The following is a 22,602-nucleotide window of genomic DNA, read 5'->3' as shown; positions in this document are numbered from 1 at the left end:
CCCTGAAATATTGCCACGCTTGACGATAGTTAACATCTTAATTATAACGTTAACAGGTTAACGAATTTCCCACGGTGCAGGTCCGAATCTGCCCCGCCACTGCCAGGAGAAAAGCATGAGCCGTGCCCTGCATGATGTTGCGAACGGCACCCTGTTCGGCGTTGCGCTGAACTACCAGGGGTTGCTGAACCAACGTCTCGCCGAATTCGAACAAGCGCCTTACCAGAAACCACCGGTGAAGCCGGTGCTGTTCATCAAGACGCCCAATACCCGCAACGGCCACGACGGCGTGGTGCTGCACCCGCAAGGTGAACGCCTGCAACCGGGCCCGGCACTCGGGGTGGTGATTGGCAAGAGCGCCAGCCGGGTCAGCGTCGAAAATGCCCTGGAGCATGTGGCGGGCTACACCATCGTCAATGAGTTCAGCCTGCCGGAAGACAGCTACTACCGCCCGGCGGTGAAAGCCAAGTGCCGGGACGGTTTCTGCGCATTGGGCCCGGAACTGGTGGCCCGCGACCAGGTCGCCAATCCGCATCAATTGAGCGTGAAGCTGTTCGTCAACGGTGAACTGCGCCAGCAAAACTCCACCGTCAACTTCGTGCGCAGCCTGCCGCAGTTGATCGCCGAGATCAGCGAGTTCATGACCCTGCACGAAGGCGATGTGCTGATCACCGGCACCCCCGAAGGCCGGGTGGATGTGCAACCCGGCGACACGGTTGAAGTCGAGATCAGCGGCCTGGGCCGCCTGGTCAACCACATCAAGGCAGAGGAGCTGTCATGAAACACGCCCGTATTCGCTTTGAAGGTGAAGCCCACCAGGTGCTGGTAGAAGCTGAAAACGCCGTGCGCCTGGCCGACGGTCGCCTGCTGGCTGAAGACCAGGTCGAATGGCTGCCACCGGCCACCGGCAGCATGTTTGCCCTCGGCCTGAACTACGCCGACCACGCCGCCGAACTGGCCTTCAAGCCACCGACTGAACCGCTGGCGTTCATCAAGTCCCCCGGCACCTACACCGGCCACAACCAGGTGACCTGGCGCCCGGACAACGTCGCCTACATGCACTACGAGTGCGAACTGGTGGCAGTCATCGGCAAGCCTGCGCGCAACGTCAAGCGCGAGAACGCCCTGGAGTATCTGGCCGGCTACACGGTGTGCAACGACTACGCGATCCGCGACTACCTGGAAAACTACTACCGCCCCAACCTGCGGGTGAAAAACCGCGACGCCACCACGCCCGTGGGCCCATGGATCGTGGATGTCGCCGACGTGCCGGACCCGAGCAACCTGAAGCTGCGCACCTGGATCAACGGTGAACTGCGCCAGGAAGGCAGTACGAAAGACATGATTTTCGACATCCCGTATTTGATCGAGTACCTGTCCAGCTTCATGACCCTGCAGCCCGGCGACATGATCGCCACCGGCACCCCGGAAGGCCTGGCGGATGTGGTGCCGGGGGATGAAGTGGTCGTGGAAGTGGAAGGCGTAGGCCGCCTGGTCAATCGAATTGTCAGCGAGGCGGACTTTTTCGCCGCCCGTAAAGAGGCTTGAGCAATATGATCAAACACTGGATCAACGGCCGTGAGGTCGAGAGCAAAGACACCTTCATCAACTACAACCCGGCCACCGGCGAAGCCATCGGTGAAGTGGCCAGCGGCGGTGCCGAGGAAGTGGCGCAGGCCGTTGCAGCAGCCAAGGAAGCCTTTCCGAAGTGGGCAGGCACACCGGCCAAGGAACGTGCCCGCTTGATGCGCAAGCTCGGTGAGCTGATCGAACAGAACGTGCCGCACCTGGCCGAACTGGAAACCCTCGACACCGGCCTGCCGATCCACCAGACCAGGAACGTGCTGATTCCCCGGGCGTCCCACAACTTCGATTTCTTCGCCGAAGTCTGCACCCGCATGGACGGCCACAGCTACCCGGTGGACGACCAGATGCTCAACTACACCCTTTACCAGCCGGTGGGTGTGTGCGCGTTGGTGTCGCCATGGAACGTGCCGTTCATGACCGCCACCTGGAAGACTGCGCCGTGCCTGGCGCTGGGCAATACTGCGGTGCTGAAAATGTCCGAGCTGTCGCCGCTGACGGCCAATGAACTGGGGCGCCTGGCGGTCGAAGCCGGGATTCCCAAAGGCGTGCTGAACGTAATCCAGGGCTACGGCGCCACCGCCGGTGATGCGCTGGTGCGCCACCCGGACGTGCGGGCGATTTCCTTCACCGGCGGTACCGCCACCGGCAAGAAAATCATGCAGACCGCCGGGCTGAAAAAGTACTCCATGGAACTGGGTGGCAAGTCGCCGGTGCTGATCTTTGAAGACGCCGACCTGGACCGCGCCCTCGACGCGGCACTGTTCACCATCTTCTCGCTCAACGGTGAACGCTGCACCGCCGGCAGCCGGATCTTCATTCAGGAGAGCGTGTACCCGCAGTTCGTCGCCGAATTTGCCGCCCGCGCCAAACGCCTGATCGTCGGCGACCCACAGGACTCGAAGACCCAGGTCGGCTCGATGATCACCCAGGCCCACTACGACAAGGTCACCGGCTACATCAGGATTGGCCTCGAAGAAGGCGCCACCCTGCTGGCCGGCGGCCTGGAACGCCCGGCCAACCTGCCGGCGCACTTGAGCCGTGGGCAGTTTATCCAGCCGACGGTGTTTGCCGATGTGAACAACAACATGCGCATCGCCCAGGAAGAAATCTTTGGCCCGGTGGTGTGCCTGATCCCGTTCAAGGACGAAGCCGAGGCGCTGCAACTGGCCAACGATACCGAGTACGGCCTGGCGTCCTATATCTGGACCCAGGACATCGGCAAGGCGCATCGTCTGGCCTACGGCATCGAAGCCGGCATGGTGTTCATCAACAGCCAGAACGTGCGGGACTTGCGCCAGCCGTTTGGTGGGGTAAAAGGTTCCGGCACCGGCCGTGAAGGCGGCCAGTACAGCTTCGAAGTGTTTGCCGAGATCAAGAACGTGTGCATTTCCATGGGCAGTCATCACATCCCGCGCTGGGGTGTGTAACCCGGATATAACAACGCTACCTGTAGGAGCGAGCTTGCTCGCGAAGAACCCGCAGGCGCCGCGGGCTAACAGAAGTGCTGCGTTATCGTTGACGTTTTTCGCGAGCAAGCTCGCTCCTACAAAAGAATAAATACTCAGGAGAATGATCATGGGCGAAGTGGTTCTGGCAGCGAAGATCTGCCACGTTCCCTCGATGTACCTGTCGGAACTGCCCGGCAAGCACCACGGTTGCCGCGAAGCAGCCATCGCCGGGCACAAGGAAATCGGGCGGCGCGCCCGTGAACTGGGGGCCGACACCGCGGTGGTGTTCGACGTGCACTGGCTGGTCAACAGCGGCTATCACGTCAATTGCGGCGAGCATTTCAAGGGCACCTACACCAGCAACGAGCTGCCGCACTTCATCAAGAACATGGAGTACGAGTACCCGGGCTGCCCCGAGCTGGGCGAGTTGATCGCCGCCGAGGCCAACCTGGCCGGCGTGCGCACCATGGCCCACAACATCCCGAGCCTGGAGCTGGAATACGGCACCCTGGTGCCGATGCGCTACATGCACATGGGCGTTCCGGACGCGCAGAAGTTCGACGTGATCTCCATCGCCGCATGGTGCGCCTGGCACCGCCTGGAAGACAGCTTCGCGTTTGGCGCCGCCGTGCGCCGAGCCATCGAGAAAAGCGACCGCAAAGTCCTGGTGCTGGCCTCGGGCTCCCTCTCCCACCGCTTCTCGGACGACCGCGAAGCCGAAGCCAATATCCACAACTGGACCCGTGAATTCGACAAACAGATGGACCTACACGTGGTGGAGATGTGGAAGCAAGGCCGCTTCAAGGAGTTCTGCGCGATGCTGCCGGACTACGCCGAGCACTGCTTCGGCGAAGGCAAGATGCACGACACCGCGATGCTCCTGGGACTGCTGGGCGGGCCGGACTACAACCAGCCGGCCGAGATCATCACCCAGCCGTTCGGCAGTTCGGGCACCGGGCAGATCAATGCCATTTTCCCTTTATGAGCCTTGGTGAAGATCACCTGTAGGCGCTGGCTTGCCTGCGATGCAGGCACCTCGGTGTATCTGTCGCACCGAGTTGATGCCATCGCAGGCAAGCCAGCTCCTACAAGGAATTCGCTGCACCTCACCCCAAGAGGAGATACACATGCCGCACTTCATCGCCGAATACACCGACAACATCGAGCAGCAGGCCAACCTGCCGGCCCTGTTCGAGCAGGTTCACGCCGTGCTGGGGGACAGCGGCGTGTTTCCCCTGGGGGGCATCCGCAGTCGCGGAGTGCGCCTGGACACCTGGCGCATGGCCGACGGCAAGCATGACTACGCCTTCGTCCACATGACCCTCAAGGTCGGCCACGGGCGCGACCTGGAAACCCGCAAGGCGGTGGCCGAAGCCCTGTTCAAGGTCATCACCGAACACTTCGCCGAGCTGCAATCCCAGCGGCTGCTGGCGTTGTCGTTCGAGATGATCGAGCTGCACCCCGAGCTGAATTTCAAGCAGAACAACGTGCACGCATTCCTGAAAAACCAGGCGGGCTGAGCACAGCCCACCTTTCCGCCCATGGCCACTCAAACAAAAAAGAACAACATCATGAGCACAGCCAATACCGCCGACAGCACCACCCTGATCGAACATCAGCGCACCCACAGCATCGTCACCTGGCGACTGATGCCGTTGCTGCTGATCTGCTACCTGTTTGCCCACCTGGACCGCATCAACATCGGCTTCGCCAAGATGCAGATGAGCACCGACCTGCACTTCAGCGACACGGTGTATGGCCTCGGTGCCGGCCTGTTTTTCATCGCCTACGCGCTGTTCGGCGTACCCAGCAACATGGCCCTGGACCGGGTCGGCCCACGGCGCTGGATCGCCTGCCTGATGGTGGTGTGGGGCGTGCTCTCCACCAGCATGCTGTGGATCGAAAGCTCCACGGGCTTCTACGTGCTGCGCTTTCTGCTGGGGGTGGCCGAAGCCGGCTTCTTCCCGGGGATCCTGGTGTTCCTCAACCGCTGGTACCCGGCCCGCCGCCGGGCGCAAGTCACCGCCCTGTTTGCGATTGCCGTGCCCATGGCCGGTGTGATTGGTGGCCCGTTGTCCGGTGCGATCCTGGAGAACTTCCATGATTTCGGCGGGCTGCGGGGCTGGCAGTGGATGTTCCTGATCGAAGGCGCCCCGGTGGTGCTGCTCGGCCTGGTCGTCCTGAAATACCTGCCCGACAGCTTCGAAACCGTGAAGTGGCTGGAGCCCGCGCAAAAGCAACAACTGCGCGAGCAACTGAGCACTGAAGAACAGCGCAAATCCATCACCTCCTTCGGCGGCATCCTGCGTGACCCGCAGGTGTGGCTGCTGGTGGCGGTGTACTTCGCGGTGATGCTGGCGGTGAACACCCTGGCGTTCTGGATGCCCACCCTGATCCACGGCGCCGGCATCGGCCGCGACAGCCAGGTCGGCTTGCTGAGCGCCGTACCGTATCTGGCCGGGTGCTTCTTCATGATCGGCTGCGGGCGCTCGTCCGACCGCAACCGCGAACGCCGCTGGCACCTGTGCGTGCCGTTGCTGATGTCGGCCATCGGTATTGCGGTGGCCGGGCTCTCGCCCACCAACCCGACCCTGGTGCTGGGCGGCCTGATCCTCGCCGGCATGGGCGCCAGCGCTGCGCTGCCGATGTTCTGGCAATTGCCGCCGGCGTTCCTGTCCAACAGCACCCAGGCGGCCGGCATCGCGCTGATCAGCTCGTTCGGCAGCATCGCTTCGTTCCTCGCGCCCTACCTGATCGGCTGGATGCGCGACACCACCCAAAGCGCGAGCCTGGCCCTGTACGTGCTGGCGCTGCTTATCGCCCTCGGCGGCCTGCTGGTGCTGCGCACCCATGCGGCCATCGTCAATCCCCAGTAGAGATTTTGTCATGCTTGATCAAGCCCTTATTCAGCAAGCCGCCGCCCGCCTCGACCAGGCCGAGCGTTCCCGTGAACAGGTGCGCCAGTTTTCCCTGGAGCACCCGAACATCACGATTGAAGACGCCTACGCCATCCAGCGCGCCTGGGTGGCCCGGAAAATCAAGGACGGGCGCAAGCTGGTCGGGCACAAGATCGGCCTGACATCGCGGGCGATGCAGGTGTCGTCGAACATCACCGAGCCGGATTACGGCGCCCTGCTCGATGACATGTTCTTCGACGAAGGCACCGACATCCCCTTCGAGCGCTTCATCGTGCCGAGGGTGGAAGTGGAACTGGCGTTCATCCTCGGCAAGCCGCTCAAGGGCCCGAACTGCACGATTTTCGATGTGCTCGATGCCACGGAATGGGTGATCCCGGCGCTGGAAATCATCGACGCCCGCATCCAGCAGATCGACCCCCACACCAACGCCACCCGCAAGGTGTTCGACACCATTTCCGACAACGCCGCCAATGCCGGCGTGGTGATGGGCGGCCGCGCCGTGCGCCCCACCGAGATTGACCTGCGCAAGGTGCCGGCGGTGCTATACCGCAACGGGGTGATCGAAGAGTCCGGGGTGTCGGCTGCGGTACTTAACCATCCGGCCAAGGGCGTGGCCTGGCTGGCGAACAAACTGGCGCCGTACGACGTCACCCTGCAACCCGGCCAGATCATACTCGGCGGCTCCTTCACCCGCCCGGTGACGGCGAATCCGGGTGACACCTTCCATGTCGACTACGACATGCTGGGTTCCATCTCCTGCCGCTTTGTCTGAATACTGGAGGACTGTTTCATGGACATGCCCATCAACCGTTTCAAGCAGCGCCTGCAACGTGGCGAGACCCAGATCGGCCTGTGGCTCGGTTTGGCGGACGCTTATTGCGCCGAACTGGCGGCGAATGCCGGGTTCGACTGGCTGCTGATCGACGGCGAGCACGCGCCCAATGACCTGCGCGGCATGCTCGGCCAACTGCAGGCTGTCGCGCCTTATGACAGCCAACCGGTGGTTCGCCCGGTGATCGGCGATACGGCGTTGATCAAGCAGGTGCTGGATATCGGCGTGCAGACGCTGTTGGTGCCGATGGTGGAGACGGCTGACCAGGCACGGCAGCTGGTGCGGGCGATGCGTTATCCACCGGGTGGTGTACGGGGCGTGGGCAGCGCGCTGGCGCGGGCGTCGCGCTGGAACAGTATTCCCGGTTACCTGGATGAGGCCGATGCGCAGATGTGCCTGCTGGTGCAGATCGAGAACCGTGAAGGCCTGGACAACCTCGATGCGATTGCGGCGGTTGACGGAGTGGACGGGGTGTTTATCGGCCCGGCGGACCTGAGCGCGGCCATGGGGCACCGGGGGAATCCCGGGCACCCCGAGGTGCAGGCGGCGATTGAGGACGCCATCGTACGGATTCAAAAAGCCGGCAAGGCGGCGGGGATCTTGAGTGCGGATGAGAAACTGGCGCGGCGGTATATCGAGCTGGGGGCGGCGTTTGTGGCGGTGGGGGTGGATACGACCGTGTTGATGCGCGGGTTGCAGGGGTTGGCGGCGAAATTCAAAGACACCGCAACACCGGCCATTACCGGCGGCGTGTACTGACGCTCTGAAACCACAAAGATCCAAAATGTGGGAGCGGGCTTGCTCGCGAAAGCGGTGTATCAGTGCCAGGTTTGTTGGCTGACCCACCGCATTCGCGAGCAAGCCCGCTCCCACATTTGGATCGGCGGTGTGTCAGCGCTTGATGGTTTTCAACTCATCCAGCAACCCCAACAACACCTGCAACTTCTCCTCCCCGAACTGCTCCTGCAACCGCTGGTAATTCTCCTCCATGCACTGGCTCATCGACTCGAAACTGGCCTTGCCCTTCTCCGCCAGCGTCACCAGCACCCGCCGCTGATCCTGCTCGGCCTTGCGCCGGTGCACCATCCCCGCCGCCTCCATGCGCACCAGCACGCCGGTCATGCTCGGCTTGAGAATGCACGCCAGTTCCGCCAGTTGGTAAATCTCCAGCTCATCATGCTGGCTGAGAATTCGAATAACCCGCCATTGCTGCTCGGTCAGCCCATGCTCATTCAGCGAGGGCCGGAAAAAACTCATGGCCGCTTCACGGGCCTGAAGCAAGGTCAAGGTCAGGGATTGTCTGGGTTTCAACATAGGCTCAGGGTCACGATAGATTTAGTTAATGTTTTAACGAAACTCTAACACTCTCCTCCCCACCTCACGCTATAACTTGTGAAGCCGGCGAAGGCTCTGGCGCGCAGGATCAAAACCGGCGGCACACAGAATCAAGACATCCAGCGCGCCAACGGCCTTAATACACTCATTAGCTCTTCACTGTCAGGCAGCGCAATGATCAATATCGAAACGCCGACCTATTACACGGCGACCAAGAAATACAACCTCAGCTTCCCCACCCTGGAGCAGGACGTGGAAGCCGACGTGGTGATCATCGGTGGCGGCTTTTCCGGGATCAACACCGCCCTGGAGCTCGCCGAAAAAGGCATCACCAACATCGTCGTGCTGGAAGCGCGTTACCTGGGTTTTGGCGGTACCGGGCGTAACGGTGGGCAGATCATGGCCGGCATCGGCCACGACCTGGAAAAGATCAAGAAGGACGTGGGTGAAGACGGCCTGCGCCAGATCTTCGAGATCAGCGACCTGGGCGCCGACATCATCAAGAACCGCATCGCCAAGTACGACATCGATGCCGACTTCTGCCACGGCTATGGCTACATGGGCTTCAACGCCCGCCAGGAAAAGACCCTGCGCGCCTGGGAGAAAGACTTCAAATCCATCAACACCCAACACGAGATCCGCTTTCTTGGCGGCTCCGACGTCAGGCAGATCATCGGCTCCGACGCCTACAGCAGCGCCCTGCTGCACATGGGCGGCGGGCATGTGCACTCGTTGAACCTGCTGCTGGGCGAAGCCAAGGCCCTGGCCGGCCACGGCGTGCGGATTTTCGAGAACAGCCCGGCGCTGGAAGTCAGTTATGGCGAACGCATCACCGTGCGCACCGGGCGCGGTTCGGTCAAGGCCAGCAAGCTGCTGTGGGCCTGCGACAGTTTCCTCAACAAGCTGGAGCCGGAACTGCACCGCTCGACCATCAACACCTACGCGTTCCAGATGATGACCGAGCCGTTGCCAGAAGAGCTGATCAACCGTATCAGCCCGATTCGCGGGGCCTACAGCGACATTCGCCCGGTGATCGACTACTACCGCGTCACCAACGAAAACCGCCTGCTGTTCGGCGCCGCCACGCCTTTGGTGGAGCACATTCCCGGCGATTTGAAAGCCTGGAACCGCAACCTGATGCTGAAGATTTTCCCGTACCTCAAGGACGTGAAGATCGACCTGGCCTGGGGCGGCCCGATGGCCTGCAGCCCGAACCTGTTCCCGCAGGTCGGCACCTTGCCCGGGCGCAGCAACGCGTTCTACGTGCAGGGCTATTCGGGCTTCGGCGTGACCCCAAGCCACATCATCTGCAAGGTGCTGGCCGAAGGCATGAGCGAAGGCTCGGCGCGGTATGACCTGGTCAGCTCGATCCATCGCCCGACCATCATCGGCAAGGACGCGATCCGCCCGCTGCTGCTTACCGCCGGCAAATCCTGGCATCAGCTCTCCGGTTACTGGAACGGCCGCCGCTAAATCCCACGCCTGACACCTGTAGGAGCGAGCTTGCTCGCGAAAAACCCAAGGGCGCCGCGTTAATCCAGGACGCCAACGTCATCGTTGACGACCTTCGCGAGCAAGCTCGCTCCTACAGTTGGTCACTAATTTTTTCTCATCAGGAGCAACTGCCATGACCCTCGTTACCCTCAAGAAAGACATCCAGCTATCCGAACTCGACGCCTGGGGCACCGTCGCCGACCTCGGCTCGACCATCCTCGAAGGCGAAGTCCGGGCCTTCGGCAAAATGACTTTCGGTGCCCCCACCGACCCGGTCAGCAGCGCCTATTTCGGCACCACCCAGGGCAAGTTCCGCATGGTCTACCCGTTTGCCGAACAGGCCACCGTGGTCACCGGCGAAGTGGTGCTCACCGACGAGTCCACCGGCCAGAGCACCCGCTACAAGGCCGGTGACAGCTGGTTCGTGACCAAGGGCACCCCGGTGCTGTGGGAAGTGGTCAGCGAAAGTTTCGTCAAACACTATTTCGCCGTGGTGTGATAGCCCCGGCTGCCGGCACCCGTCGGCAGCCTTTTGGCGCAGGTGCCCACCCATGCACGCTCTCCCCGCCCACGAAGTCGCCGGCCAGTGCCTGCAGGCTTTCACCCGCTTGATTCCGGTCAGCCAGGCCGCGTTCTATTGCGTCGACCGCCAGCTGCAAGCCCGGGATTTCCAGTTGCACGGCATGAGCGGCGAAATGCACCGCGACTACCTCGACAACTACCGCCAATTCGACCCGTTGCAACCGCGCAACTGCCTGTCCAGTGGCCTGGCGGTGGTAACGCTGGACGTTGCCATGGCCCGCCAGCCGGCGCGGGATACCCGGCGCTATGGGGATTTTCTGCGGCGCTATGGCGTGGTCGATGTGGTGGAGATTTTCGCCCAGCGCGCCGGCCAGCCCCAGGCGGCGATTTCGCTGTTGCGCACCGCCGACCAGGGCGCTTTCACCGGCGAGCAACTGGCCCAACTGAACGCCCTGCAAACCTTGCTGCAACTGGCGGTGGCCAACATGCAGCCCACTGAAGATGCATTGGCCGGTCTCACACCCAAGGAGCGCCAGATCGCCCTGCTGTTGCGCCAGGGCGCCAGCAATAAACAGCTGGCCCAGGAGCTGGATGTCGGCCTGCCCACCATCAAGACCCACCTGATCAACCTGTTTCGCAAGGCCGGCGTCAGCAGTCGCACAGAACTGGTGGGAAGTCTTTTCCTGTAGTTCGCCTCAACCATCCGGTTGATACCCGCGCCTGCTCCCGGGCGCGATGATTCGTGGTGTTCACCCACCCAACCGGAGCTTCGCAAATGACCACCCCTTCTGACTGGATCACCGTGGGCGCCCTGGCCGACGGCTTCGCCCCAGAGGCATTTATCCTGCCGAACCTGGCCGACCTGAGCGGCAAGGCCTTCACCCTGCACTTCGCCAATGGCTGGCAGATCGAGCACCGTTTCGAGCGCGACAGCCTCTCCTGGGTTGCAGCCGACGGTCACTCCAGCGGCAGCGCCATCTACCGTGCGACCTCGGTGCGCCCCGGCCTGTACCTGGTGGATTTCATCAAGCGCGAAGGCACGCAGGCCTGGTCAGTCAGCCTGGTGCTCGACACCGCCAGCGCTTCGTTCACCGCTGTGCTCGGGCGCATGCCCACCCAGGAACAAACCCGCGAAGGCCTCTACAGCCGCGCCCTGGCCGGTAAGCCGCTGACGTCGGTGGAAGTGGAGTTCCTCCACGGCAGCCTCGACCGCCCGTGGCAAGCCGGCCAATGCCCCCACGCGCCCACCACCGACCTGATCGGCCTGCGCAACCAGTACCGCTACAGCCCGAGCGAGGTCTACGAGCACATCTACCTCAACCACCAGTTCTACGCCTGGCAATGCCTCAAGGGTGTCGAGCAGGGCCTGTGCGACACCGACCGCTGCGATTACTACAAGATCGCCGACCAGCTCTACCTGTTCGTCTGGCGCGAAAAAATCATCCCCACCCTCGGCCTGGTGCTGATCGACCTGCAGCAACACCGCAGCGACGGCAAGATCTTTGGCTATGCCGACGCCTCCTTCGATGAGCTATCGAACTTTCCCATCAGTTCCTACTGCCAGGTGCTCAATCGCACGGAGCATCCTGATGACTGAGCCGCGCACGATTGTGATCACCGGGGCCGGCACGGGCATCGGTGCTGCGTGCGCCCGGCTGTATGCTGCCGAGGGTGCGCAGTTGATACTGATCGGCCGTCGTCGCGAACCGCTGGAGCAGGTCGCGCGGGAAACCGGGGGGTTGGTGTTGGTGGGTGATGCGGCCTGCCCGCAGACCTGGGAGGGTTTTATTGCGCAGATTCGCCAGCACTATGGGCGGATCGACGTGCTGCTGGCCTGTGCGGGCGGCCATGGCGTGGGCAGCGCCACCGACACCAGCCCGCAGACCTGGGAAGCGGCGCTGCGCAGCAACCTCGACAGCGCCTTCTACAGTGCGCGGGCGTGTTTGCCGCTGCTGCTGGAAAGCGCCGGCAACATCGTGTTGATGGGCTCGATTGCCTCCCTGGCCGCAGGGCCTGAAGTATGCGGCTACACCACGGCCAAGCATGCCTTGCTCGGGCTCAATCGCTCGCTGGCGCGGGATTACGGCCCGCGCGGGGTGCGGGTGAACGCGGTGTGCCCCGGCTGGGTGCGCACGCCGATGGCGGATGAGGAGATGCAGCCGTTGATGGACTTTTATGGCGAGACGCTGCAGCACGCCTATGACCGGGTGTGCGCCGATGTGCCGTTGCGCCGGCCGGCCAGCGCTGAAGAAATCGCCAGGGTGTGCCGCTTCCTGGCCTCCAGTGACGCGTCGATCATTACGGGTGCGACGCTGGTGGCGGACGGGGGCTCAAGCATCGTCGATGTGCCGACGCTGGCCTATGCGCGTATGGAGCAGCGTCATGAATGAAGACCTGGATTTCACTGGTCGCAACGTATTGGTAACGGGTGGCGCCCAGGGTATTGGTCGGGCCATCGTCGAAGCGTTTGCCCTGCGGGGCGCGCGGGTGATGATCGCCGACCTGCAACTGGCAGAGGCGCTCGCGCTGGAGCTGTGCGGGCGCGGCTGCCAGGTGGAAGCGGTGACGGTGGATCTGGCGGATGCGGCTGCGGTTTTCGAGCTGATTGCGGGGGTGGAACACGACTGGGGGCGGCTGGATATTCTGGTGCATAACGCCGGGTATTTTCCGCTGACGCCCTTTGCCGAGATCACTCCGGCGATGCTCGGCCGTACCTTGGCGGTCAACCTCTCGGCGTTGTTCTGGCTGACCCAGGCGGCGCTGCCGATGTTCCGCCGTCAGGGTCGGGGCTGCGTGCTGGTTACGTCGTCTGTCACGGGGCCGCGGGTTGCGTTTCCGGGGTTGAGTCACTATGCGGCGTCGAAGGCCGGGGTCAACGGGTTCATTCGCAATGCGGCGCTGGAAATGGCCGGTTTGAATGTGCGAGTCAACGGTGTGGAGCCCGGCATGATCGCAACCCCGGCCATGGGTAACCTGGGGGATGACCAGGTAAATGCACAGATCGCCAGCCAGGTACCGCTGGGACGGCTGGGCGCACCGTCGGATATTGCCGGGGCAATGCTGTTCCTGGCATCGGACCTGGCGGGCTATATCACTGGGCAGACGCTGGTGGTGGAGGGCGGCTCGACCTTGCCGGAGGTTTAACGAAACGTCCTACCGAACTGCCGGATAACCTCTACTCCCCTGCCCTGAGAACCTCTGCAAAGTCCCTCGCCTGATCACACAGCGCGAGGGAACGCCGATGTTTTTTTCGATTAATGCCCTGCCCGATGGGGCTGCCTCTTGAATCCCGCCATAGGCTTTCTGGTCGTGGCGGCGATGGACCCGAAGACGCGCGACGTCGATGGGGTTCTCAACGACTTCACACATTGCCTGAACACCTACGACGCGTGGGCCGAGAGCTTCTGGAGCTTTTCGGCGCTGGATGTCGAGCAGGTGTTCAAGGTGGGGGATGAAGTTGCGCTGGTTGCTCCCATCACCCGTTCTCTTTATCCCAGCAGCACCGTCGCGACCTGCAAAGCCAACGCGTCGTTGACCCTGGTGCATATGTTCCAGAGCACGCGGTTCGTGCCCATCGGTAATACGCCGGTGATGCTGCAGGAAGTCGCGCAAGACGGTGGTCCCCTCGGCGATCCCATCCATAAGACCATCGGCCCCAGCGGCATTCTCGAAGTCACCGAGTGCACGGTCGACCGGCAGTATCGAGTCAGCTTTTATCCCAACGTTTCCAGGGATCACGTCAAGGCACTGTATGCCTCCTATCAGTCCGAGATCAGCTCGCTGGAAGGCAACTTGCGCGGTCAGTGGACGAGCACGTTCAAGCCGATATGGGAGAGCTATGCCAAGGCGGGTTATGGCGAGCGCTACACCTCGCTGCAACTGGCTTATGCGCGGGGCTTTGAAAACGTGCTTTACGGCCTCTGGGACGGTATTGCGCAGCTGTACCAGTGGTTGGCAGACATCAAGCCCAACAGCGAAAAGCTCCTGCAGTACCTCTCACAAGCCGAGCTTGGAGCGCTGCTGCAGCTCAGTAATGAGGCAATTGCCAAGGGATTGTCGATTCTCAGCGACGAGCCACTGCTGTTCATCTACCTGTCCGCGATGGTCAGTTGGATGCGCATGCTGCCGCCGCATTACATGTTTGAGTTGCTCGGGGAAATCACCACCGAGGTGTTGCTCAACCTGCTGTTGCTGTGGGCTACCGGCGGTATGGGTGTGGCGGTACGGCTGGGCGCGCAGGTGCTGGGCAAGGTCAAGTCCGAGCGGGCACGGGAGTGGTTGGAACAGATTGCCAAGCTGGGCGGTACGGCCCCGCTGGATAGGCATGCGGAGGTGCTTAAGCCGTTATCGCTTCAGAGTCAGGCAGTACCGGTGAAGGCTGCGGCGGTGCCGTTGAAGGCTGGCGTGGATGAGATTTCCAACCCGGCACCGATGGTGCGGGAGCCGAAGACGGCGCGCACGGCGTTGGTGAAGCAAGAACATGTGGATGATGCCCCGGCTTCGGCGAAAAACCCCAATGGGGATGCTTCGGTCTGTTCGGCGAATACCTGTACCAATGGCTGTCCGGTTTCGATGGTTACTGGTGAGGAACTGCTGACCCTCACAGACGGCTCGTTGGAGGGTGTCCTGCCATTTGCCTGGACGCGGTTGTATCGCAGCAGTGCCGTGGAAGTGGATTGCGGGTTGGGGTTTGGCTGGAGTCATGCGCTGGCGCAGCGCTTGGTGGTGAGTGGCGAATCGGTGGTGTGGACCGATCACGAAAACCGCAGCACCACCTTTCCCCTGCCCTCTGCTGCACGGCCGGCCATCACCAATAGCCTGGCGGAAGCGGCGATTTATCTGGGTGCTTTGCCGGATGAATGGGTGCTGGCTCAGGCGTCGTTTTTCTACCACTTCCGTGACGGTGTGCTGACGGCGATCAGCGATGCTTACGACAACCGGCTGCGCATTGCCCGCGATTATTCCGGGCGGATTCAGCGGATCGATAACCATGTTGGCCAGGGATTGCTGCTGCGTTATGAGCGCGGCCATATCGTTGCCGTCGACTATCAGGTGCACCGGGAACTCGGCTGGGTCACCGAACAGAACGTTGTTTCCTACAGGTATGACGACGCTTGGCGATTGATTGAAGCGACCAACGCTGTCGGCGAAAGCGAGCGTTATCGGTACGACGATCAGCAGGTGATCCTGGAGCGCGAGCTGGCCGGTGGGGCGAGTTTCTTCTGGGAGTGGGAACGGTCTGGCAAGGCAGCGCGATGTGTCCGGCACTGGGCCAGCTTTTCGCAGATGGACACGCGGTATGTGTGGGACGACAACGGCACGGTCACCGTGCACAACGCCGATGGCAGCCAGGAAGTCTACGTCCACGACCAGCGCGCACGGCTGGTGCAGCGGATCGATCCGGACGGCGCGCAGCACTTCAAATCCTACGACGAAAAAGGCCGGCTGACGGTCGAGCAGAATCCACTGGGAGCGGTGACGGCCTATCAGTACGACGAAGCCGGTCGGTTGATTGCGCTGTTTCCCGGGGACGATACGCCGACGTCCTACGAGCATGACAACGGGTTCGTACGGGTTGTGCGCCGTGGTGACGCGGTGTGGAAATACCAGCGTAACGATCAAGGCGATATCACTCGCAAGACTGATCCGGACGGCAATTACACCGAATACACGTACACCCCACACGGAAAGCTTACGGGTGTTTGGTATCCGGACAACAGCAGCCAACGCTTTATCTGGAACGAACGCGGCCAGCTCATTGAGGAAAAACTGGCGAATGGCGGTGTGCGGCGTTATCGCTATGACGAGCTGGGGCGGCAGGTTGCTTGCGAGGATGAGCATGGTGCACTGACCCAGTATCAGTGGGACGCCGTGGGTCGTTTGCTGAAGGTGATTCAGCCTGAAGGTGCCACACGCGAATTCAGCTACAACCCGTACGGAAAAATCACTGCTGCGCGCGACGAGTTGGGCCGCGTCACCCGCTACGAATACGCCGATGGTTTGCACCTGATCAGCCGTCGGATTAATCCGGACGGCACGCAGCTTAAATACCGTTATGACAATGTTCGGTTGTTACTCACCGAGATCGAAAATGAGGTTGGGGAAACCTACCGGCTTGAGTACCACGCCAACGGCCTGATACAGCAGGAAATCGGGTTTGATGGGCGCCGCACCGCCTATGCCTACGACCTCGCCGGGCATCTGCTGGAAAAGACCGAATACGGCGATGACGGCAGTCAGTTGGTTACCGGTTATGCGCGCGATGCTGCCGGTCGCCTGGTAAGAAAAACCCTGCCCGACCGCAGCATTGTCGATTACACCTACGACCGTCTCGGCAACCTTCTCAGCGTCGACGACGGTCATTGGCCGCTGCATTACGAATACGACCTGCAAAACCGCCTCACCGCCGAACACCAGGGCTGGGGCACGTTGCGCTACCGCTACGACGAATGCGGGCAACTCAACTACCTGCGGCTGCCAGACAACAACCGCCTCGCCTTCCACCACGACAAAGGTGGCGACCTCGCCACCGTCGAACTGAATGGCAGCCTGCTCACCTCGCACCTGTTCAAATCCGGCCGCGAACACCAACGCCAGCAGGGCCAACTCCTCAGCCACTACCACTATGACGACCAGGGCCGCCTGCACGCCCACGCCATCACCCAACAGGAACAACGCTACCAGCGCCGCCAATACAACTACGACAAACGCGGCAACCTGACCCGCATCCTCGACACCCGCAAAGGCCAGCACGACTACCACTACGACCCACTCGACCGCCTGACCCGCGCCAACCACTCGCACGACCTGCAGGAACGCTTCGTCCACGACCCGGCGGGCAACCTGCTGATGCAAGACCGCGTAGGGCCCAGCGTCGTCAAAGGCAATCGCCTGTTGATGCAAGGTGACCGCCATTACGACTACGACGCTTTCGGCAACCTCCTGCGGGAACGCCGGGGTCGGGCGCAGCAGTTAGTTACCGAATACAGTTACGACTGTCAGCATCGCCTGATCAGCGTCACCCAACCGGACGGAATACAGGCCAGCTACCGCTACGATCCATTTGGTCGGCGTATCGCCAAAACGATAAAAAGCCAAACCACCGAGTTCTTCTGGCAAGGCGACACTCTGATTGCCGAACACAGTGCTGATCACCACCAAAGCTATATCTACGAACCCAACAGCTTTCGCCCATTAGCGCTGCTGAAAGGCTACGGCCCGGAAGACGCAAAACCCTTCCACTACCAACTCGACCACCTGGGCACCCCACAAGAACTCACCGCGCCGGACGGCGAAATTGTCTGGTCAGCGCACTACCGCGCCTACGGCCAAATCGCGAAGCTGGACGTCAACACCGTTACCAACCCGCTGCGCTTCCAGGGCCAGTACTTCGACCCGGAAAGCGGGCTGCACTACAACCGACATCGCTACTACAATCCGGATATTGGCCGCTACCTGACGCCCGATCCCGTGAAGCTCGCGGGTGGGCTGAACGGATATCAATACGTGCCCAACCCGACGGGGTGGGTGGATCCGTTAGGCTTGAGTACCTGTCCGGGTGGGGATGGATGCAAGCCTGAAACCAAAGCTGAAGATCCATCAGGAATATCTAAGGTTGATGAGGGTACGCCCTCAACTCCCGCGCCAGAAAAAAAGCAGGAATATCTGTATCGAGGTGATTTGAGACATCCAGATGAAATTTTCAGAGACGGGTTTGAAAGTAGAGGAGAGAGCACAAATCTCTATTTACACTCTTTGAATAACGCCAGCCCTCCTAGCAATTTCGTGCCTACTTCCACATCAAGGAAAAGAGCACTGGTCTTTGCCTCGGGACATGGATTTGATGAGGGATTCCTTTATACCCTCAAAAAGATTCCTGGGAGGGATGTCAATAAGGAACTAGGCGACCGCTCCAAATACAAATATGAATTAGAAATCGCCATTCCCAAACGTATCGACACTAAAGATATTTTGGGTGCTTCACCGGTAAACGATGACGGCACTTACAAAGGATACACACTACTAAATCCGAACAGAGGTTACCCATGAAATCACGTGAAATCACCATAATCAGAGATAACGTTCGTGAAAGTGCAACAGTTGAATACGACGGGGGGAAGCCGACCCTTACTCTATCATTAAACAACGGGGTCAGAAAATCCTACAGCGCCATAGATCTATACGAAAGCTTCGGTCTGGCAAGAATGGACTTCAAGGATATAAAGTTCTTGTGTAAGGGCGCAAAAATTAACGTACACACATCTGGAATGTCATCACACATGTCAAATGGATTGGTAGCTTACGAACTCACCATGGGCAAACCTGAAGGCGAGCTAGTTCACATTTTTTCTCCCGAAGAAAACGACTTAACCAATGACATACAAGAACAGCATGATTTTTGCGAGCGCTGGGCAACTTCATGTTAGTCGCAAAATAAAGCGGCGCTGGTCAAGGTTGCGGGGAGTTCACACGCAGATTCGGTCTGATCAAACTCTGAAAGCTCAGGACTGGTCTATTTTTTCAATACGACATCATGGATCCCAATTAGAAATCGTCATAATGAAAACCCAAAAAATCTGCGCACTAATAGAAAATAAAAAAGTCGAAATCTCCGTAAGATATGATGCAGCCAAATGCCTGATGAAACTCTCAGAATCTGAAACCCCACAGAGAATCTATGGTGGAAGAGATCTCTATGTCTGCCTTGCAAAAATCAGAGCCGATCACCCCCGCATCGCATTTCTTTGCAAGGGCGCGAGATTAAACGTGATGCCTTCAAGGATGGCATCCCAAATGAGTGCAGGGCTTGTCGCTTATCAAATGACGATGGGCAAACCCGCCCTCCCAGAGGATATAGTTCACATTTTTGATTACGAAGAGGAAAACCTCACAAATGACCCACAAGAGCAAATTACTTTTTTTAAAACCTGGCTTGCATCGTTAAGCGCTGAAAGATACGAAGATTTCAACTAAGCGATTAGTACATTCTCACCTTTCGAATAACGGAAGAACAGCCAGTTGGAATGTTCAGCATATTCGGAACATTCCAGCATGTAGGGTGCCTAAAAAATCGACATCGCAGGCAAGCCAGCTCCCACAGTTGAGCTGTGTACGACAATGAAATGCCTGCCAACCCCCCTATCCCACCTGCTGCAACCGCCCAGCCCGAAAATCCTTCGGCGACACTTCAAACTGCTTCTTGAACGAGCGACTAAAGTGCGCCGAATCCGTAAACCCCCACTTATACGCAATCGACGTAATCGACTCACTGCGCAAAAACGGGTTGGTCAGATCATCCGCACTGCGCTTCAACCGCGCCCGCTGGATATACCGGCACACGCTGTCATCCTGTTCCTCAAACAACCGGTACAAATGCCGCACCGAGATATTCAACCGACTCGCCAACCCCACCGGGCTAAGCCCTGGCTGGGTCAATGACTCATCAATCACCTTCTGCACATAGCTGCGCAGATTGCTGCCCTGCAACCCGCCACAATCATCGCGCTCATCGTCTTCCTGCTCAAACGCCGACCCCAGCAGCGAGACAAACGCCGACTGCAACGCCTGCCCCTCCCCGACCGCGCCTTCGCCGTTCAGTGCGTCTTTGCACAGTTGGTCCATCAACACATGCAACATGCGCCCGCAGGCTTTGCTCGAGGAGATTTTGCCGAAGGTCTTGGGCTGGTTGCTGAACTGTTTGCACACCTCTGCCCGGGACAAGGACAGGGACGCGTGTTCGATGAGCCCGAACGGGGTGATGTCGATGGAGCCCACCGAGTCCATCAATAACAGTTCGCCGGGGGCAAGCTGGAAGCTCTGGCCGTTTTGGGTGATCTGGCAGTAGCCGCTGCGCTGGCTGACGAGGAAGCAGTGTTGGTCGTCATCGTGATCGGCGCGGGCCTTGGGGCGCTTGATCAGGCCGGCGTTGGTGCGCAGGCTGGCCAGGGGCAAACCGCCGCGGGAAAAGGTGCTGATGCTGCCGATGAACAGCGAGCGGTTGAAGGCCAGTTCTGTGTCGAAGTGACCGCAAACCGCGCGCAGATCCCGGGTCCAGAGGTCCAGCCCGTCTTGCCCAATCTGTTGCATGCTCATGGTTGTTTCCACCTTGGCTTTTTGTTTTTGTCGGGCAATAGTTAACATGTTATCTATATGCGCGCAACAAGTACGTGTCTGCCAAGGTGGTTGCACTATTGATGCCAAATCCGGTGGTCAGTGGGCCTGCAAGGCGCGCTGGAAACCGTTCAAGGCGTCCAGCAGCCAGGCGCGTTGCACACTGCTCAAGGCGATGTAGCGACGGAACGCCGGCATGCGGTTGACCACCTCGCTGCCGCCCATATGCTCAAGCCGCACACACCACTGGTGATCCACCAGGTCGATGCGCAGGCGCTTGAAGTCCAGCGGCATCAAGGCGCGATGCAAGGCGCTGCCCTCCTGCAATTGCGTGTGCAAAATGCCTGAAACCTCCTTGTCTCCCGACCGCTGTCGACAGCGGATTCCGGTGCGTCGAACGGCCCCGGTGTGGTGCAGTTCGAAGCTCGCCGTGCCCTGCTGCGAGGCAGGGATGCGCAGTACGAATTCGGTCATCACCAGGTGCATCAACAGCTGCGACTCGGTGCGTTCGACGATCTCCAGTTGCAGCCCGAGATTGTCCAGGGAAACCCGGGCCGTCGTCGGTCCACACACCTCATAACCGGCCAGGCCGAGGTTACGCCGCAGGTGTTCCAGCGTAACGCCGGGTCGATACCCGGCAGGCGCGCGCCGGGCGCTGAACAGCTCAGACAGTTTTTGCAGCATGGCTGATATACCCGTTGTGCGGCTGACCCGGCTCATGGGCGAACTCCTTGGCCAACACCTCTTCCACCGAGGCGGGCCTGAATGGATTGACCTTCTGCACAACCAGCGTCCAGAACAGCGCGTACGCCGCCGTGCACCCGAGCATCACGCCAAAGGGAATGTAGATGTCGGCGGGGTTCATGCCCGGCGGGGTGATAAACCACATGCCCAGCAGGATGCCGATGCTCGACAGAATCTGCGGCAGCGGAAAGAACGGCGAACGGTAGGCGCGAGGCAGATCCGGACGGCGAATCCGCAGGATCACCACCGATAGCGTCACCAGCAGATAAGCAAAGCTCCAGGCACACACGGCCGCCAGCACCAGGTGCATGATGTTGTCGGTGTTGCCGCCCAAGTACAGCGCGTGCAGGCACGGAATCAGCATCGCCACCAGGATGCACAGCAACGGTGTCTTGAAGCGCGGGTGCAGGTAGGTGAAGACCTTGGGCAACGCGCCGTCGACCGCCATGCCGTACAGGATCCGTGGCACACCGGCCATCAAGGTGTTGATGGTCGCAGCACCGGCAAACAGGAAGCCGATGCCCAGCCACATCGGGCCGATGCTGCCCATCACCTGCTCGGCGAATTTCGGGATGGCCATCGGCGTATCCAGCAGGTGCACGCCGCCCGCCGCGTCGATCAATACGTTTTCCACCTGGCGTTTCATGGCCGCGCCATAGATGAACATGCACGTGGCCACCCCCAGCAGCCCCAGCACCATCGCCTTGGGCATCACCTTGGCCGAGTTGCGCAGGTCCGGCGCCAGCGGCGTGACGAATTCGCAGCCGACGAACATGAACATCGCCATGCCCACCAGCGACAGGATGGTGATCAGGTCGGTGCCCACCAGGGATTCACCGAACCAGCCGTCCAGCTGCACCGCTGGGGCTGCGATCAGGCCCAGCACGCCAAACACCATCAAGGTGGTCCACATGCCGAAAGTGAGGATGATCTCGGCCCGGCCGAACGCGCTGACGCCAAACGCATTGAGCACCCCGAACACAATCACGAAGCCCACTCCCAGCAACCACGAACCGCCGGCGGATTCCGCCAGGGTGTTGAGGTGCTCGAAATTCACCAGCGCCATCACGCCGGAGAGGATGGTTTCGGCGGTGCCGGCAAACACATGCACGATCAGGTACGCCGACAAGGTGCCGGTGATCGCAAAGAACCGGCCCATGCCGCAATTGATGTAGTCGTAGACCGAGCCGGTGGTGGGCAGGATCGAGGCGGCTTCGGCGAAGGTGGTCGCCTGGGCCAGCATCATCACCACCGCGATCAACATCGCCACCGCAAAGGCGCTGCCGCCGATGCCAAACCCCATGGTCGCGGTGAGGATCACCGGGCTGGCCATGATCAAGCCAATGGTGCTCGCCAGCGCGGTTGGAAAGCCCACCGTGCCGCGTTTCAAATGTTCGGTGAGCCGGTCGTTGATCGACATGGTGCAGATCCTCAAGAAGCGGATTTTTAGAAGTATTGGCACTCTGCGCCCGCCCTGGCTGATCGTCTTGCTCCTGGCTGCCGCCGGTTTTGTTGCTGCCTGCCACTGCTGCGCCACTGGCGGCCTGGGACAATTTCCTGGCACGCAGGGGAAAGACTTGGCCCGGTGGCGCTCGCCCTAATGCTCCCTCAA

General features: G+C 60.6%; 21 protein-coding genes. 17 read left to right on the top strand and 4 right to left on the bottom strand.

Going from position 1 to position 22,602, the window contains the following annotated elements; all coding sequences use genetic code 11:
- Nucleotides 1–115: 115 nt before the first annotated feature.
- From HX814_RS29830 to hpaI, 8 genes are all read left to right on the top strand, one after another.
- Nucleotides 116–781, top strand: coding sequence for a fumarylacetoacetate hydrolase family protein (locus tag HX814_RS29830; RefSeq protein ID WP_003209889.1), 666 nt, complete (start codon nucleotides 116–118; stop codon nucleotides 779–781).
- The gene (locus tag HX814_RS29825) at nucleotides 778–1,548 is read left to right on the top strand and encodes a fumarylacetoacetate hydrolase family protein (protein ID WP_003209888.1); all 771 of its coding nucleotides are present in this window, start codon (nucleotides 778–780) and stop codon (nucleotides 1,546–1,548) included. The genes HX814_RS29830 and HX814_RS29825 overlap by 4 nt, the downstream gene beginning before the upstream one ends.
- A 5-nt stretch (nucleotides 1,549–1,553) precedes the next feature.
- Nucleotides 1,554–3,014: a 5-carboxymethyl-2-hydroxymuconate semialdehyde dehydrogenase gene (hpaE, locus tag HX814_RS29820; RefSeq protein ID WP_087694946.1), complete on the top strand. Its 1,461-nt coding sequence runs from the start codon at nucleotides 1,554–1,556 to the stop codon at nucleotides 3,012–3,014.
- Nucleotides 3,015–3,162: 148 nt separating this feature from the next.
- Nucleotides 3,163–4,020 carry a 3,4-dihydroxyphenylacetate 2,3-dioxygenase gene (gene hpaD / locus HX814_RS29815; protein ID WP_003209884.1) on the top strand — a complete coding sequence of 286 codons (858 nt, stop codon included), beginning with the start codon at nucleotides 3,163–3,165 and terminating at the stop codon, nucleotides 4,018–4,020.
- Nucleotides 4,021–4,162: 142 nt separating this feature from the next.
- Entirely contained in the window at nucleotides 4,163–4,555 is a 393-nt protein-coding gene (locus HX814_RS29810; protein ID WP_087694947.1) for a 5-carboxymethyl-2-hydroxymuconate Delta-isomerase, read from the top strand.
- Between the two features lie 51 nt (nucleotides 4,556–4,606).
- Entirely contained in the window at nucleotides 4,607–5,911 is a 1,305-nt protein-coding gene (locus tag HX814_RS29805) for an MFS transporter (RefSeq protein WP_008437183.1), read from the top strand.
- A 10-nt stretch (nucleotides 5,912–5,921) separates the two neighbouring features.
- On the top strand, nucleotides 5,922–6,725 hold the full coding sequence (gene hpaH / locus HX814_RS29800) for a 2-oxo-hept-4-ene-1,7-dioate hydratase (RefSeq protein WP_177009909.1): 804 nt from the start codon (nucleotides 5,922–5,924) through the stop codon (nucleotides 6,723–6,725).
- Between the two features lie 18 nt (nucleotides 6,726–6,743).
- A complete protein-coding gene (gene hpaI / locus HX814_RS29795; protein ID WP_177009908.1) occupies nucleotides 6,744–7,544 on the top strand; it encodes a 4-hydroxy-2-oxoheptanedioate aldolase in 801 nt (266 codons plus the stop codon).
- A 132-nt stretch (nucleotides 7,545–7,676) separates the two neighbouring features.
- Here hpaI and hpaR read toward each other — a convergent pair whose 3' ends face one another.
- Complete coding sequence (hpaR, locus tag HX814_RS29790) at nucleotides 7,677–8,099, bottom strand: homoprotocatechuate degradation operon regulator HpaR (RefSeq protein ID WP_003209875.1); 423 nt, start codon at nucleotides 8,097–8,099, stop codon at nucleotides 7,677–7,679.
- A gap of 195 nt (nucleotides 8,100–8,294) precedes the next feature.
- Between hpaR and HX814_RS29785 the strand changes: the two genes are divergently transcribed.
- The 9 genes from HX814_RS29785 to HX814_RS29745 all read left to right on the top strand — a co-directional run bounded on the left by HX814_RS29785 (nucleotide 8,295) and on the right by HX814_RS29745 (nucleotide 19,109).
- Nucleotides 8,295–9,593: an FAD-binding oxidoreductase gene (locus HX814_RS29785; RefSeq protein WP_008437180.1), complete on the top strand. Its 1,299-nt coding sequence runs from the start codon at nucleotides 8,295–8,297 to the stop codon at nucleotides 9,591–9,593.
- A gap of 154 nt (nucleotides 9,594–9,747) precedes the next feature.
- Nucleotides 9,748–10,113 (top strand): cupin domain-containing protein, encoded by a 366-nt coding sequence (locus tag HX814_RS29780; RefSeq protein WP_003209872.1) that lies wholly within the window; start codon nucleotides 9,748–9,750, stop codon nucleotides 10,111–10,113.
- 52 nt (nucleotides 10,114–10,165) lie between these two features.
- Complete coding sequence (locus tag HX814_RS29775) at nucleotides 10,166–10,825, top strand: LuxR C-terminal-related transcriptional regulator (RefSeq protein ID WP_177009907.1); 660 nt, start codon at nucleotides 10,166–10,168, stop codon at nucleotides 10,823–10,825.
- Between the two features lie 86 nt (nucleotides 10,826–10,911).
- On the top strand, nucleotides 10,912–11,733 hold the full coding sequence (locus HX814_RS29770; protein WP_177009906.1) for a molybdenum cofactor biosynthesis F family protein: 822 nt from the start codon (nucleotides 10,912–10,914) through the stop codon (nucleotides 11,731–11,733).
- On the top strand, nucleotides 11,726–12,526 hold the full coding sequence (locus tag HX814_RS29765; RefSeq protein ID WP_003209867.1) for an SDR family NAD(P)-dependent oxidoreductase: 801 nt from the start codon (nucleotides 11,726–11,728) through the stop codon (nucleotides 12,524–12,526). Before HX814_RS29770 ends, HX814_RS29765 begins: the two co-directional genes overlap by 8 nt.
- A complete protein-coding gene (locus HX814_RS29760; RefSeq protein ID WP_177009905.1) occupies nucleotides 12,519–13,280 on the top strand; it encodes an SDR family oxidoreductase in 762 nt (253 codons plus the stop codon). The genes HX814_RS29765 and HX814_RS29760 overlap by 8 nt, the downstream gene beginning before the upstream one ends.
- A 174-nt stretch (nucleotides 13,281–13,454) precedes the next feature.
- Nucleotides 13,455–18,185, top strand: coding sequence for an RHS repeat-associated core domain-containing protein (locus tag HX814_RS29755; RefSeq protein ID WP_177009923.1), 4,731 nt, complete (start codon nucleotides 13,455–13,457; stop codon nucleotides 18,183–18,185).
- Nucleotides 18,182–18,562 carry a hypothetical protein gene (locus HX814_RS29750; protein WP_102606198.1) on the top strand — a complete coding sequence of 127 codons (381 nt, stop codon included), beginning with the start codon at nucleotides 18,182–18,184 and terminating at the stop codon, nucleotides 18,560–18,562. The genes HX814_RS29755 and HX814_RS29750 overlap by 4 nt, the downstream gene beginning before the upstream one ends.
- A 133-nt stretch (nucleotides 18,563–18,695) precedes the next feature.
- A complete protein-coding gene (locus HX814_RS29745; RefSeq protein ID WP_177009904.1) occupies nucleotides 18,696–19,109 on the top strand; it encodes a hypothetical protein in 414 nt (137 codons plus the stop codon).
- A gap of 165 nt (nucleotides 19,110–19,274) precedes the next feature.
- On the opposite strand, the gene feaR is transcribed toward HX814_RS29745, so the two are convergent.
- From feaR to HX814_RS29730, 3 genes are all read right to left on the bottom strand, one after another.
- Nucleotides 19,275–20,228 (bottom strand): transcriptional regulator FeaR, encoded by a 954-nt coding sequence (gene feaR, locus HX814_RS29740; RefSeq protein WP_177009903.1) that lies wholly within the window; start codon nucleotides 20,226–20,228, stop codon nucleotides 19,275–19,277.
- Nucleotides 20,229–20,345: 117 nt separating this feature from the next.
- Complete coding sequence (locus tag HX814_RS29735; protein ID WP_003219899.1) at nucleotides 20,346–20,930, bottom strand: DUF3156 family protein; 585 nt, start codon at nucleotides 20,928–20,930, stop codon at nucleotides 20,346–20,348.
- A complete protein-coding gene (locus HX814_RS29730) occupies nucleotides 20,911–22,410 on the bottom strand; it encodes an APC family permease (protein ID WP_102606196.1) in 1,500 nt (499 codons plus the stop codon). Before HX814_RS29730 ends, HX814_RS29735 begins: the two co-directional genes overlap by 20 nt.
- Between the last annotated feature and the right edge of the window lie 192 nt (nucleotides 22,411–22,602).

Source organism: Pseudomonas sp. C8002 (genome assembly GCF_013385765.1).
Classification (GTDB): Bacteria; Pseudomonadota; Gammaproteobacteria; order Pseudomonadales; family Pseudomonadaceae; genus Aquipseudomonas.
The sequence above is the reverse complement of the archived record's forward strand: the minus strand, read 5'-3'. Positions and strand labels throughout refer to the sequence as shown.